The following is a 13,793-nucleotide window of genomic DNA, read 5'->3' as shown; positions in this document are numbered from 1 at the left end:
GCACGCCGCCAGCGTTCGTCCTGAGCCAGGATCAAACTCTCCAAACAATGCTTTTCAAGGCTTGTCCGGATGAATCATCCAAGCAAGAATCCGTCAAAAATGACGGGGTCATACATGTGTGATGCACATGCACTGGCTTTTAACACACTGTTGAGTTCTCAAGAAACGGACGCGTACTTCCTCACCGGAATCCCTTGCGGGCCCCGCCTCGGAGGCGTTCATTTCGTCTTCGTTGTGTCTTAATTCTTTCAGCCGTTCAAGTCTCTGTCAAATTGACCGGACTTGCTCGACCTGCTGGAATTAATCCGCGCCCCGTTCCGGGGCAACCCCTCTAACTTACCAGGCAGTCGACCGACTAGCGAATCGATCACCCGAACACGTGAGTCTCAAGGGATTACCGGCACTGACGGCACAACACACACCAAAGCCATCTGAGTGATGAAGGAGGGTTGCGCCGCACCGCGTCGGCTTCTAAAGATTAGCAGCGCCTCCACGATGCTCGTGCCGATTCGCCTGTCTCTCCGGCCACAGAACGATCACGGCCGACCATAGACTCCCCACGTGAGCAGCAACATGCCGCCTGTGGCGAAGAAGATCCCGGCCGAGCGTACGCATCACGGCGACACCTTCGTCGACGAGTACGCCTGGCTGGCCAACAAGGACGATCCCGACACCACGGCCTATCTGGAGGCGGAGAACGCGTTTCTCAAGGAGCAGACCGCTCATCTGGCGGACCTCCAGGAGCAGGTGTTCCAGGAGATCAAGGGGCGCACCCAGGAGACCGACCTGTCGGTGCCGAGCCGCAAGGGCGCCTGGTGGTACTTCAGCCGCACCGAGGAGGGCAAGCAGTACGCCGTCTCGTGCCGCGTCCCCGCCGACAGCGACGCGCCCCCGCTGGTCACCCCCGGCGAGCGCCTCGACCTGGAGCAGGTGGTCCTCGACGGCAACGAGCTGGCGGGCGACAGCCCGTTCTTCTCCGTCGGCACCAGCGCGGTCAGCCCTGACGGGACGATGCTGGCCTTCTCCACCGACTTCAAGGGCGACGAGCGCTTCACCCTGCGGTTCAAGAACCTGGAGACGGGCGAGGTCCTGCCCGACGAGATCGTCGACATCTTCTACGGCGGCGCCTGGTCGCCCGACGGCTCGGCGTTCTTCTACACGCGGGTGGACGACGCCTGGCGTCCCTACCAGGTCTACCGGCACACCCTCGGCACCCAGGAGGACGTCCTGGTGTACGAGGAGGCCGACGAGCGTTACTGGGTGGGCATCGGGCTGACCCGCAGCGAGCGCTACCTGGTGCTGGCCGCCGGCAGCAAGATCACCAGCGAGGTCCGCATCCTCGACTCGGCCGACCACTCCGGCGAGTTCCGGGTCGTCCGGCCGCGTACGACCGGCGTGGAGTACAGCGTCGAGCACGCCGGCGACTTCTTCTACGTCCTGCACAACGAGAACGCCGAGAACTTCGAGCTGGCCACGGCGCCCCTCGACGACCCCGGCACGTGGACGCCGCTGATCCCCCACCGGGAGGACACCCGGCTGCTGGGCATCGACGCCTTCGCCGACCACGCGGTGGTGTACTTCCGCCGCGACGGGCTGACCGGGCTGCGGGTGCTGCCGTACCCGGGCGGGGGGCAGGGCTGGCGCGAGCGCGTCGAGGCGGCCGAGCGGAACGCGTACGAGATCGACTTCCCCGAGCCGCTGTACGACGTCGGCCCGGCCGGCAACCCCGAGTTCACGACGACGCGGCTGCGGCTGACGTACACGAGCATGGTGACGCCGCCAAGCGTGTACGACTACGAGCTCGACTCCCACGAGCTGATCCTGCTGAAGCAGCGTCCGGTGCTGGGCGGCTACGACTCGGCCGAGTACGAGCAGTTCCGCGAGTGGGCCACGGCGGAGGACGGCACGCGGGTCCCGATCTCGATCGTCAAGCGGAAGGACGCGGTCAGGCCGGCGCCGACCCTGCTCTACGGCTACGGCAGCTACGAGACCTCGATCGACCCGGGTTTCTCGGTGCCGCGGCTGTCGCTGCTCGACCGCGGGTTCGTCTTCGCCGTCGCGCACGTGCGGGGCGGCGGCGAGATGGGCCGCCGCTGGTACGAGGACGGCAAGCTGACCAGGAAGCGCAACACGTTCACGGACTTCGTGGCGGCGGCCAGGCACATGAAGGCGTCCGGCTGGAGCGAGCGGATCATCGCGCGGGGCGGCTCGGCGGGCGGTCTGCTGATGGGCGCGGTGACGAACCTGGCGCCGGAGGAGTTCGCGGGCGTGGTGGCCGAGGTGCCGTTCGTGGACGCGCTCAACACGATCCTCGATCCGTCACTGCCGCTGACCGTGATCGAATGGGACGAGTGGGGCGACCCGCTGCATGATCCCGACGTGTACGCCTATATGAAGAGCTACACGCCGTACGAGAACGTGGACGGGCGGACGTACCCGCCGGTTCTGGCGATCACGAGTCTCAACGACACCCGCGTCCTCTACCACGAGCCGGCCAAGTGGATCGCCCGGCTGCGGGCGAGCGCCCAGGGCGGCCCGTTCCTGCTGAAGACGGAGATGGGTGCCGGTCACGGCGGGCGCAGCGGACGTTACGACGCCTGGCGCGAGGAGGCGTTCGCGCTTTCCTGGATCATCGAAAGGGGCACGGCATGAGGTATCGGGCGGACGAGGAGCGCTACGGGCGGCAGCCGTACAACCGGAGCGGGCGCAGCGGGCTGAGGCTGCCGGCGGTGTCGCTCGGTCTGTGGCACAACTTCGGCGACGACCGGCCGGTCGAGAACTCGCGGGCGATCCTGCGGCGGGCGTTCGACCTCGGGGTGACGCATTTGGACCTGGCCAACAACTACGGGGTGCCGTATGGCTCGGCGGAGCGCACGTTCGGCCGGATCCTGCGCGAGGACTTCATCCCCTACCGGGACGAGCTGGTCATCTCCACCAAGGCCGGGTACGACATGTGGCCCGGCCCGTACGGCGAGTGGGGCTCGCGGAAATATCTGCTGGCGAGCCTCGACCAGTCGCTCGGCCGGATGGGCCTCGACTACGTGGACATCTTCTACAGCCACCGGCCCGACCCGGACACGCCGCTGGAGGAGACCATGGGGGCGCTGGACCGGGCGGTGCGCTCGGGCAAGGCGCTGTACGCGGGCATCTCCAACTACTCGCCCGAGCAGACCGCGCAGGCGGCGCGGATCATGCGCGAGCTGGGCACGCCGCTGCTCATCCACCAGCCGTCGTACTCGATGATCAACCGGTGGATCGAGGACGGGCTGCTGGACACGCTGGAGGAGGCGGGCATGGGCTGCATCGTGTTCTCGCCGCTGGCGCAGGGGGTGCTGACCGACCGCTACCTGAAGGGGGTGCCGGCCGACTCGCGGGCGGCCACCAGCCGGTTCCTCACCCCGGACCGGATCGACCGGGAGCTGGCCCGCGACCTCGACGAGATCGCCCGCGGGCGGGGTCAGACGCTGGCCCAGATGGCGCTGTCGTGGACGCTCAGGGACCCGCGGGTGACGAGCGTGCTCATCGGCGCGAGCAGCGTCGCTCAGCTTGAGGACAACGTGGCCTGCGTGGACGGCCCCGCCTTCACCGAGGACGAACTGGAGGCCATCGACAAAATCACAGGGCCTCGTGCCGCTGGAGGTAGGTGAAGGAGGCCCAGCCGGGCAGCACCGGCAGCCAGAACGTGAGCAGCCGGTGCAGCAGCACGGCCGAGGTCGCGAGCTCGGCCGGCAGCCCGGCCACGGTGAGGCCCAGAGCCAGCGCGCCCTCGACCGCGCCCAGTCCGCCGGGAGTGGGCGCGGCCGAGCCGATGGCGTTGGCCGTGAGGTAGACGACGGCGACGGCGGTGAAGCTGAGGCTGCCGCCGAACGCCGCCACGCAGGCGTCCAGGCACACCACGAACGCCATCGTGATCATCAGCGTGCCGGCGCCCGCCTCGATCATCTTGCGCGGCGACTGGAGCACGTCGAGCAGGCGCGGCAGCACGTTGCCGAACAGCCGGCGCATCCGCGAGGTGATCATCCGGCGCAGCGGCGGCACGCCCAGCACCCCCACGACCGCCACCGCGACCGCCAGCAGCGCCAGCACCAGGCCGCGCGACGGGGTGAAGGACGTCGCGGTGTTGGAGCCGGTGATGTAGGCGAACAGCAGCAGCAGCGCGATGTGGAAGACAAGCATGATGAGCTGGGAGGCGCCGACGCTGGCGACCGCGCTGGCCGGCGAGATGCCGCGCTTCTGCAGGTAGCGGGTGTTGATCGCGACGCCGCCGACGGCCGCCGGCGCGACCAGCTTGACGAACGAGGACGCGAACTGCACCAGCACGGTCCGCCAGAGCGGCAGCGGCTCGGGCACGAAGCCGCGCAGCATGAGCGCGGCGGCCACGAAGCTGACGAACGAGGCCGCGAGCGCCAGGACCGACCAGGCCCAGTTGGCCGTGGTGACCACCTCGTAGATGTTCACCTGGCTGAGCTGGGAGAGCAGGAAGTAGGCGGCGAGCGCGCTGGCGATGATGGTGACGAGCGTGCGCGGGCGGAAGCGTTCGAGGCGGACCTCCTCGACCTTGCCCTGTGGCTTGAGCGCGACGATCTGCTCGCGGATGCCGGGCAGGATCTTCTTGGCCTTGCCGACGGCCGCGCGGGTCTCCCTGGTGAGCGCGATGCGCTGGAGCAGCGGCATGGCGGCGGCGAGCGCGTCGGGGCCCATCACGGCGGCGGCGGCGCGCACGGAGCGCTCGGGGCCGACGCGCAGCGCGAGGTAGGTGAGGAGCTGGGCGACGTCGATGCGCAGCAGCAGGTCGCCGGCGGCGATCTCACCGCTGCGCGCGTCGGTGAGCACGACCCGGCCGGCCCGGTCGAGGTGGATGCCGTCGCCGGTGAGGCGGCGGTGGGCGAGGCGCTGGATCTGCAGCAGCTCGACCTGTTCCCAGATCTGGTGCAGCAGGGCGTCGTCGATCTCGTTGTCGGGGACCTCGTCGAGCGGGCGGGTCTCGATGTGCTCGTAGGCGAGCAGGGCGGCCTCGGTGCCGATCTCGCTGGTGCCGAGCAGGCGCGGGGTGCTGGCGCCGGCGGCCTGGCCCGCGTACGCCATGAGGGCCTCGCGCTCCAGCTCGGCGCGGAGAGAGCGGATGGCGCGGCGGCGGGTCTCGGAGTTGAGCCTGATGCGCCGCCACAATCGGTAGGGGAGCCCGGCCACCTGCCGGTCGCGGTCGAGGACGGTGACGTCGAGGCTGGTGCCGTCCTTGAGCCCGACGGCGTAGCGGCGGCTGCCCTGGTGGTCGTCCTCGATGCGGCGGGCGGAGACGACCTGGAACGACAGCTTGCGGAGCGCGGCCACCACGGCGCTGCCCGGCGGCCTGGTGTTGGGGCTGCCGACGCCGTACAGGGTGGCGTAGCCGATGGCCATGCCGACGAGGACGGTGACGATGGCGCTGGGGATCGTGATCTGGCGGCCGGAGAAGAAGGCGAGGATGTAGAGCGCGATCGTGGTCCACATGAGCATCCGCCAGGTGGGGCGGCGGGAGATGCGGACCGCGGTGGTGTAGGCGACGACCGAGGTGAGCAGGGTGTTCAGCGGCTCGATGTCGCGGTTGCCGGTGAGCAGCACGCGCAGGTCCTCGACGTTGCCGGCGACCAGCCACTGCCCGAGCAGGAACGAGCCGGCCATGCCGACGATGGCGGCGATGAGCCCTTCGGCGACCCGCAGGCCGTCGCGGTGGAAGACCCGTTCGACGGCGAACGCCGTGGGCACGACGAGCACGGCGGCGCCGCCGAGGAAGGCCGCGACGCGGCTCAGCAGCGGGACGAGCTCGGCGCCCTCCTTGACGTCGGCCTCCAGGCCGATGAGGGTCTGCTTGGCGACCAGGGTGAGCAGGACGACCGCGCCGAGGACGACGAGCGTGGCGAAGAAGCGCAGCAGGTCGGAGGGACGGCGCAGGCGCTGCGGCAGCAGCGGCTCTACGACGTAGACGTCGGTGTCCGCGCGTGGCTCGCCCACGGCCGGATCCCCCTCCGTGAGGTCCTCCGTGTCATCTCGTTCCCTGATTTCGGCCACCGTCAGCGATTCTGCACCTTCCCGGCAGGACCGTGAGATCTCTGGGTCGCAGTGTCCCCGTTTCGCAATGCGGACGTGGCGCCTGCCGTCCCCGTCGGGCAGCCTACGTCCGCGCAGGCAGGCTACACGGTGGAGCTCCAGCAGTTCACCTCTCGGTGCCCGGCGTAGGCTGTGTCCCATGTCGGGCGAATTGAGGGTTCTGGGGGCATGTCCGCTGGACTGCCCGGACACCTGTTCCTGGGTCGTCACCGTGAACGACGGCCAGGCCGTCAAACTGCGCGGCAACCCCGACCAGCCCTACACCAGGGGCGCGCTGTGCGTGAAGGTCAACCGTTACCTGGAGCACACGCGGGCGCCCGACCGGATCCTCCACCCGATGCGCCGGGTCGGTCCGAAGGGCTCGGGGCGGTTCGAGCGGATCTCGTGGGACGAGGCCCTGGAGGAGATCGCCACCCGGCTGCGCGCGATCGTCGAGGAGCACGGCGGCGAGGCCATCTGGCCCTACCTCGGCACGGGCACGCTCGGCTACCTGCAGGGTTGCGAGGGCGTGGCGGGCCGGCGGTTCTGGAACGTGCTGGGCGCGTCCAAGCACTGGCTCAACATCTGCTCGGCGGCCGGCAGCAGCGGCCTGTTCCGCGCGAACGGCACCGCGGGCGGCATGGACCCGGAGAACTTCGCGCTCTCCAAGCTGATCCTGCTCTGGGGCACCAACACGCTGACCAGCGGCCACCACCTGTGGAAGTTCATCCAGGACGCCCGCGCGGACGGCGCCCACGTGGTCGCCATCGACCCGATCCGCACCAGGACCGCCGACCAGGCCGACGAGTACCTCGCCATCCGGCCGGGCACGGACGCGGCGCTCGCGCTCGGGCTGCTCAACGTGGTGCTGGCCGAGAACGCGCAGGACGAGGCTTACCTGGCCGAGCACACCGAGGGATGGGCCGGCTTCCGCGAGGAGATCCTGGCCCACCCGGTGGAGAAGGTGAGCGAGATCACCGGCATCCCGGCGGCCGACATCCACAGGCTGGGGACGCGGCTGGCGCGCACCCGCCCGACCGCCATCCGGGCCACGATGGGCATCCAGCGGCACGCGGGCGGCGGCACGGCCATGCGGACGATCGGCGCGATCCCGGCCGTCACGGGCGACTGGCGGCATCCGGGGGGCGGGGTGGCGTACTCGACCAGCGGGCACGTCCACCTCAACATCGACACGCGCGACGACCTGCTGGCCAAGCCGGTGCGCACGCGGGTCATGACCAAGCTCGCCTCGCAGCTCGACGACGTGAAGTGCCTGTGGGTGTACGCGGCCAACCCGCTCGGCTCCACGCCCGACGCCAACGCCATCAGGCGGCAGCTCGCCCGCGAGGACCTGTTCACGGTCGTCATGGAGCAGTTCCCGACGGACACCGTGGACTACGCCGACATCGTGCTGCCGGCCACCATGCAAACCGAGCACCACGACCTGCACGCCGGCTACGGGCACCTCTACCTGCTGTGGAACGAGGCCGCGGTGGAGCCGCCCGGCGAGTGCCTGTCGACGACCGAGACGTTCCGGCGGCTGGCCCGGCACATGGGGCTCACCGAGCCGTCGCTCTACGACTCGGACCTGGAGCTGGCCGAGCAGTTGTTGTCCAGCGGGCATCCGTCGCTGGAGGGCGTCACGCTCGACCGGCTGCGCAAGGAGGGCTGGGTGCGGATGAACTATCCCAAGCCGTTCACGCCCTTCGCCGACGGGTTCCCGACGCGGTCGGGCCGGATGCGTTTCCCGCGGCCCGGGGAGGCGTACGTGCCGTCGCACGCGACGTTGACGGCGGACGGCTCGCCGTACCGGCTGACGCTGGTGACGCCGGCCTCGCACACGTTCCTCAACACGACGTTCGGCAACAACGCCGAGCTGCGGCGGCGGGCCAAGGGCCCGGTGGTGCTGGTCAACCCGGCCGACGCGGCGGCGCGCGGGCTCGTGGACGGCCTGCGCGTACGGGTCCACAACGACGGCGGCGAGTTCCTGGCCGACGTGGAGATCAGCGACCGGGTGGCCCCCGGGGTCGTGGCCTCGCCCAAGGGCCACTGGCCGAAGCTCAGCCCCGGCGGCTCGAACGCGAACGCGGTGGTCGCCGAGCGGGACGGCGACATGGGCAAGGGGCCGGGCTTCCACGACAACCTGGTCGAGGTCAGCCCTTGTGCCGGTTCATGAACGTCTCGACGGTGCTCAGCACCTGATCGGCGTACGGGCTCGCGAGCAGCTGGGAGGCGTGCAGGCGCTCGCCCGGGATGACGAGCGCCTGGGCGTCGGGGGCCTTGGTGGCGGCGGCGCGGGCGGCGTCGAGCGCTTCGCGGCCTCCGTAGTCGTCGTGCTCGCTGCCGATCTGGAGCAGCGGGACGGTCAGCTTCGCCGCGTCCTCGGCGGCGATCTCGCCTGACAGGGCGACCACGCCGGCGATCTTCTCGGGGCCGAGCCGCAGCGCGGCGGGGACGGCGGTGGTGGCGCCGATCGAGCCGCCGACCAGGAACACGCGGCCGACGCCCTTCTCCTTGGCCAGGCGTTTCGCCATGGCGACGGTGGTGTCCTCGGGGACGGCGGCGACGCTTCTCGCGTAGAGGAGCACGCGGTAGCCGGCGGCGACCAGGCGGTCGGAGAGCGGGCGCCAGGCGCAGACGTTGCCGCGGCGCTCGTAGGTGATGACGACGCCGGTGGAGCCGGTGCCGGCGATCACGCCGGGGAGGCCGCCGTCGTACTCGAAGATCTTGCCGTCGGCCTCGGTGAAGCAGCCGGAGACGTTGGGGCCGGTGGGCGGCGGGCTGCTGGGGGCGGCGCTGGTCGCAGCGGTTGTGGGGGTCGCGGGGGTCGGCGGAACGGGGGCCGCCCCCGTGGCGCCCCCGCTGCCGCAGGCGGCAAGCGCGGCCAGCATGGTCACGAGCCCGACGGCGCTCAGCGTCTTACGCACGACCGCCCACCTCCAATGCCTCAGACTATGTCAGAACTGACATAGTGGGAAGCACCTTATCCTTGGGGCCACGATGACCTCAACACTGGGATTCGCGATCCTCGCCGTGCTGGCCCGCGGCGAGCGCACCGGATACGACCTCGCCGCCGCCATGCGCACCCCGGTCGGCTACTTCTGGACGGCCGGCCACAGCCAGATCCACGCCGAGCTGCAGAAACTGCGCGCCGACGGGCTGGTGGGCTTCGAGGCCGAGCACGGCCCCGGCCCGCAGGGCAAGAAGGTCTACCATCTGACCGCCGACGGCCTGGCGGCGCTGCGCGCATGGGTGACCGAGCCGCCGCGCGCCCGGCCGGAGCGCGACGAGCTGGTGCTGAAGACGTACGCGTCGTGGCTGGCCGAGCCGGGGCTGCTACGGAGGTTGTTCGCCGACCAGCTCGCGATGCACGAGGAGCGGCTGGCGGGCTACGAGCGGGAGGAGGCGGCCTTCGGCGGGCCGCCCCCGCCCGGCGATCCCCGGTTCGGCAACTACGCGACGCTCTGGTGCGGCCTCGGCTACGAGCGGCACCGCGTCGAGTGGTGCAGGTGGATGCTGGAGCGGCTCAGCTCAGCTGGAGCTTGAAGCCCTCGTGGGAGGCGGCGAAGCCGAGCGAGCCGTAGAAGCGGTGCGCGTCGGTGCGGGTCTTGTCCGAGGTGAGCTGCACCATGGCACAGCCGCGCTCGCGGGCGCGGTCCACGGCCCAGCCGATCATCCGGCGGCCGAGACCCTGGCCGCGGGCCGACGAGTGCACCCGTACGGCCTCGATCTGGCAGCGTTCGGCACCGAGGCGGGAGAGCCCGGCCAGGTACGTGAGCTGCATCGTGCCCACCACCTCGCCGCCCTGCTCGGCGACGATGAGCTCGTCGTAGGGGTCGGCGTCGATGCGGTCGAAGGCCGCGAGGTAACGCGGGTCGCCTGGCTCACCCTCGCGCCGGGCGCCGAGGGGGTCGTCGGCCAGCATCGCGACGACGGCGGGCACGTCGTCGCGGCGGGCCGTACGGAAGGTGATGTCTGCTACGTGCGGTTCTTGCATGTCCCGCATCATGTCAGGGACGGCTCAGGGTCCGTCCCCGATGCCCCCAAGGGGCGCCGGGAGCGACCATGACGATATGAACGAAATCAGTCGACGCGATGAGATATCGCTTTCCGGCGCCGCGCTCCGAGGCGCCCCTTGGAAGGCCGCGGCCGTCGGCGGCGGTGTCGTGACCGCGGCCAGCTACGGCATGGGCCTGCTCACGGGCGGCGGCGACCTGGTTTGGGCGCTGGGCCTCGGCATCAGCCTGTTCGCCCTGATCGCCGCCATCGGGGCGGTGTCCAAGCCGCACGAGGGCGACCGGGTCACCCGCCAGGCGCGGATCTGGTCGCTGCGCCACCCGTGGAAGTTCGCGCTGCTGCCCGCGGGCATCACGGCGGTGCTCGACTATCCGGTGCAGCTCGTCCTGGACGGCGAGGGCGTCTTCGGCTCGGCCGTGCACGCGCTGTGGCACGGCGCGCTGGTCTATCTGATCGCCGGCATCCTGACGCTCACGATGCAGGGCCGGGCACGCTCCGAACGGTGATCCCGCCCGGCCTTCAGGACTCCCGCTCGGCCTGGCTGCGGCACACGCAGAACTCGTTGCCCTCGGGGTCGAGCATCGTCACCCATCCGGTGCCGTCGGGCCGGCGCAGGTCGGCGTGGACGGTCGCGCCCAGCTCCAAGAGGCGTTCGACCTCCTCGTCGCGCGTCCTGCCCGCGGTGCCGTTGACGTCGAGGTGCAGGCGGTTCTTGACCGTCTTGCCCTCGGGAACGCGGATGAACAGGAAATAGGGGTCCCGCTCGGTCCGCAGCATCACCTCGTCGTCGCCCGGCTGGTCGCCCTCGCCCAGAGGCAGCCCGGTGGCCCTGCTCCACCAGCTGGCGAGCTCATAGGGGTCGGTGGCGTCGATGGTGACGGAGTGGATCTCGATCATGGGAACACCCAACCCGACACCGGCGAAGACGTCAAACCGGTGTCAGTCCCACCAGACGGTGACCCAGCGGTCCCGCGGCAGCGGCCACATGCCCAGCTCGACGGCCGTGGCGGCCACCTCGTCCGCCCTGGACGGGTCGAGGCACGCCCGCCGGCACGCGCTGGCCGCGAGCTCCTCAAGGGAGCTGAATCGTTCCAGCGGGGCTTCCCGCTCCTCCACCCGTACGGCGAAGCCGAGCGCCGCCGCCAGCGCCACGCAGTCCTCGGCGACCGGCCGCACCGGGCGGTCGATGCCGTGGAAGTGCTGCCAGAGCGGCGTCATCCAGCTCGTCGGATGGCGGTGCGTCAGCTCCAGCACCACCCGCCCGCGCGTGTGCGCGTCGAGCGCGCGCAGGAAGCCGGCCAGGTCGGGCACGTTGTAGACGACGTGCGCGGCGATGGCGACGTCGGCCACCGGGGCCTCGTCCGCGACGTCCGGCCAGCGGCCGTGGATCGTGGTGACCGGCACCCCGAGTTTGTCCGCCCGCAGCGTGAGCCCGTCGAGCATCGCGGCCGAGGAGTCGACCGCGTACAGGTGGCCGACCCGCCCACTCAGCGGCAGCGAGGACGCGCCGGCGCCGCAGCCCACGTCGAGCAGCGTGCCCTGGTCGGGCAGGGCCTCCGTCAGCCTCGTCATCGTGGGTCCGTCGTCCGGCTCGGCAAGGGCCCGGTCGGTGCGGGTGCCGAACCGTTCGGGCGAGTGCGTCCAGGGGTCGGCGGAGGCGCGGGCCAGGATCTCGTCCGGGATCGCCCATGCCTCCAGTCGCTCCCGCCACCGCGCGGCGAGTTCTTCGGCGTCCATGGAGACGAGCATGCCATGCATGGCAGGGGTTACCCGCGGGTAGCATTTCAGAGTAAGGTTACTCGCGAGTACACCCCTGTCTCGGTTCAAGGAGATCGACCCCATGGGCCACTACAAGAGCAACGTTCGCGACCTTGAATTCAACCTCTTCGAGGTCTTCGGGCGACGCGAGATCCTCGGCGCAGGGCCCTTTGCGGAAGTCGACGAGGACGTCGCGCGCAGCATCCTGGAAGAGGTCAACCGCCTGGCGACCGGCGTGCTCGCCGACTCCTTCGAGGAGGGCGACAGGAAGCCGCCGGTCTTCGACCCCGCGACGAGCTCGGTCACCATGCCCGAAGGCTTCAAGAAGTCCTACAAGGCGCTGGTGGACGGCGGCTGGGCGCACCTCGACCTGCCCGCCGAGCTGGGCGGCCCCGGCATCCCGCGCAGCCTCGCCTGGGCCACGGCCGAGATGGTGCTGGGCGCGAACCCGGCGCTCTACATGTACGCCGCAGGACCCAACTTCGCCTACACCCTGTGGCAGGTCGGCACCGAGGAGCAGAAGCGCTTCGCCGAGCTGGCCATCGAGCGCAACTGGGGCGCGACCATGGTGCTGACCGAGCCGGACGCCGGCTCCGACGTCGGCGCCGGCCGCACCAAGGCCGTACGCCAGCCCGACGGCACCTGGCACATAGAGGGCGTCAAGCGCTTCATCACCAGCGCCGAGCACGACATGGCCGACAACATCTTCCACCTGGTGCTGGCCCGCCCCGAGGGTCACGGCCCCGGCACCAAGGGCCTGTCGATGTTCCTGGTGCCGAAGCACCACGTCGACCTGGAGACCGGCGAGCTCGGCGAGCGCAACGGCGTCTACGTCACCAACGTCGAGAAGAAGATGGGCCTGAAGGTCTCCACGACCTGCGAGCTCACCTTCGGCGAGAAGCACCCGGCGGTCGGCTGGCTGGTCGGCGAGGTGCACGAGGGCATCAAGCAGATGTTCATGGTCATCGAGCACGCCCGCATGATGGTCGGCACCAAGGCCATCGCCACGCTCTCGACCGGCTACCTCAACGCCCTCGACTACGCGAAGTCCCGCGTCCAGGGCGCGGACCTCACGCGGATGACCGACAAGACCGCCCCGCGCGTCACCATACTCAACCACCCGGACGTGCGCCGCGAGCTGATGCTGCAGAAGGCGTACGCCGAGGGCATGCGCGCCCTGGTCCTCTACACGGCCACCTTCCAGGACGCCGTCATGATCGACCCGTCCGACCGGCACGCGCACGCGATGAACGACCTGCTGCTGCCGCTGGTCAAGGGCGTCGGCTCGGAGCGGTCGTACGAGCTGCTTGCCCGCTCGCTGCAGACCCTGGGCGGCTCCGGCTACCTCCAGGACTACCCGATCGAGCAGTACATCAGGGACGCCAAGATCGACTCCCTGTACGAGGGCACCACCGCCATCCAGGGCATGGACCTGTTCTTCAGGAAGATCCTGCGCAACCAGGGCGCGGCCGTCGGCGCGCTGCTCGCCGAGATCAACGCCTTCGCCGCCTCCGAGGCCGGCAACGGGCGGCTGAAGGAGGAGCGCGAGCTGCTGGCCGAGGCCGCCGCCGACGTCAAGGCCATGGGCGACACGATGGCGACCTGGGCGCTCGGCTCGATGGAGAAGCCGGAGGAGGTCTACAAGGTCGGGCTCAACACCACCCGGCTGCTGCTCGCGCTCGGCGACCTCGTCATCGGCTGGCTGCTGCTGCGCCAGGCCGAGGTGGCGCTGGCCCGGCTCGCGGACGGCGAGGACGCCTTCTACCAGGGCAAGGTCGCGTCGGCCACGTTCTTCGCCAAGACCGTGCTGCCGCGCCTGGCCGCCGAGCGGCGTGTCCTCGACTCCACCGGCCAGGAGCTCATGGAGCTCCCGGAGGAGGCCTTCTAGTTCCCTCGGTATGCACGGAACGCCCGCACGTACGTGCGGGCGTTCCGTCGTTCACGGCCCGGCC

At 70.4% G+C, this 13,793-nt stretch carries 11 protein-coding genes; 6 read left to right on the top strand and 5 right to left on the bottom strand.

All coding sequences use genetic code 11. The annotated features are described in order from the left end of the window. The first annotated feature begins 561 nt into the window (after positions 1 to 561). Together BMW85_RS15815 and mgrA are read left to right on the top strand one after the other, a co-directional pair. Entirely contained in the window at positions 562 to 2,652 is a 2,091-nt protein-coding gene (locus BMW85_RS15815; RefSeq protein ID WP_091081849.1) for a S9 family peptidase, read from the top strand. After that, positions 2,649 to 3,647: an L-glyceraldehyde 3-phosphate reductase gene (gene mgrA, locus BMW85_RS15810; protein ID WP_091081847.1), complete on the top strand. Its 999-nt coding sequence runs from the start codon at positions 2,649 to 2,651 to the stop codon at positions 3,645 to 3,647. The genes BMW85_RS15815 and mgrA overlap by 4 nt, the downstream gene beginning before the upstream one ends. Here the strand turns inward: mgrA and BMW85_RS15805 are convergent. Next, the gene (locus tag BMW85_RS15805; RefSeq protein ID WP_091081846.1) at positions 3,616 to 5,991 is read right to left on the bottom strand and encodes a lysylphosphatidylglycerol synthase transmembrane domain-containing protein; all 2,376 of its coding nucleotides are present in this window, start codon (positions 5,989 to 5,991) and stop codon (positions 3,616 to 3,618) included. The two genes, mgrA and BMW85_RS15805, sit on opposite strands and share 32 nt — an antisense overlap. A gap of 235 nt (positions 5,992 to 6,226) precedes the next feature. Between BMW85_RS15805 and BMW85_RS15800 the strand changes: the two genes are divergently transcribed. After that, positions 6,227 to 8,242 (top strand): molybdopterin-containing oxidoreductase family protein, encoded by a 2,016-nt coding sequence (locus BMW85_RS15800; RefSeq protein ID WP_091081845.1) that lies wholly within the window; start codon positions 6,227 to 6,229, stop codon positions 8,240 to 8,242. Here BMW85_RS15800 and BMW85_RS15795 read toward each other — a convergent pair. Further along, positions 8,220 to 8,993, bottom strand: a complete 774-nt coding sequence (locus tag BMW85_RS15795; protein ID WP_091081844.1) for an alpha/beta fold hydrolase — start codon at positions 8,991 to 8,993, stop codon at positions 8,220 to 8,222. The genes BMW85_RS15800 and BMW85_RS15795 overlap by 23 nt on opposite strands. A gap of 73 nt (positions 8,994 to 9,066) precedes the next feature. Here BMW85_RS15795 and BMW85_RS15790 point away from each other — a divergent pair, with 73 nt between their 5' ends. Continuing rightward, entirely contained in the window at positions 9,067 to 9,612 is a 546-nt protein-coding gene (locus BMW85_RS15790; protein ID WP_091081842.1) for a PadR family transcriptional regulator, read from the top strand. Here BMW85_RS15790 and BMW85_RS15785 read toward each other — a convergent pair. After that, positions 9,593 to 10,063: a GNAT family N-acetyltransferase gene (locus tag BMW85_RS15785; protein WP_245774810.1), complete on the bottom strand. Its 471-nt coding sequence runs from the start codon at positions 10,061 to 10,063 to the stop codon at positions 9,593 to 9,595. The two genes, BMW85_RS15790 and BMW85_RS15785, sit on opposite strands and share 20 nt — an antisense overlap. Before the next feature lie 169 nt (positions 10,064 to 10,232). Here BMW85_RS15785 and BMW85_RS15780 point away from each other — a divergent pair, with 169 nt between their 5' ends. Beyond that, a complete protein-coding gene (locus tag BMW85_RS15780; protein ID WP_245774809.1) occupies positions 10,233 to 10,589 on the top strand; it encodes a hypothetical protein in 357 nt (118 codons plus the stop codon). Positions 10,590 to 10,602: 13 nt separating this feature from the next. Here BMW85_RS15780 and BMW85_RS15775 read toward each other — a convergent pair whose 3' ends face one another. Next, entirely contained in the window at positions 10,603 to 10,980 is a 378-nt protein-coding gene (locus BMW85_RS15775; protein WP_091081839.1) for a VOC family protein, read from the bottom strand. A 42-nt stretch (positions 10,981 to 11,022) separates the two neighbouring features. Further along, positions 11,023 to 11,820, bottom strand: a complete 798-nt coding sequence (locus BMW85_RS15770; protein WP_245774808.1) for a class I SAM-dependent methyltransferase — start codon at positions 11,818 to 11,820, stop codon at positions 11,023 to 11,025. 103 nt (positions 11,821 to 11,923) lie between these two features. Here BMW85_RS15770 and BMW85_RS15765 point away from each other — a divergent pair, with 103 nt between their 5' ends. Next, positions 11,924 to 13,729 (top strand): acyl-CoA dehydrogenase, encoded by a 1,806-nt coding sequence (locus BMW85_RS15765; protein WP_091081836.1) that lies wholly within the window; start codon positions 11,924 to 11,926, stop codon positions 13,727 to 13,729. Positions 13,730 to 13,793: the final 64 nt, after the last annotated feature.

This window comes from Nonomuraea wenchangensis (assembly GCF_900111685.1).
GTDB lineage: Bacteria > Actinomycetota > Actinomycetes > Streptosporangiales > Streptosporangiaceae > Nonomuraea > Nonomuraea wenchangensis.
The sequence above is the reverse complement of the archived record's forward strand: the minus strand, read 5'-3'. Positions and strand labels throughout refer to the sequence as shown.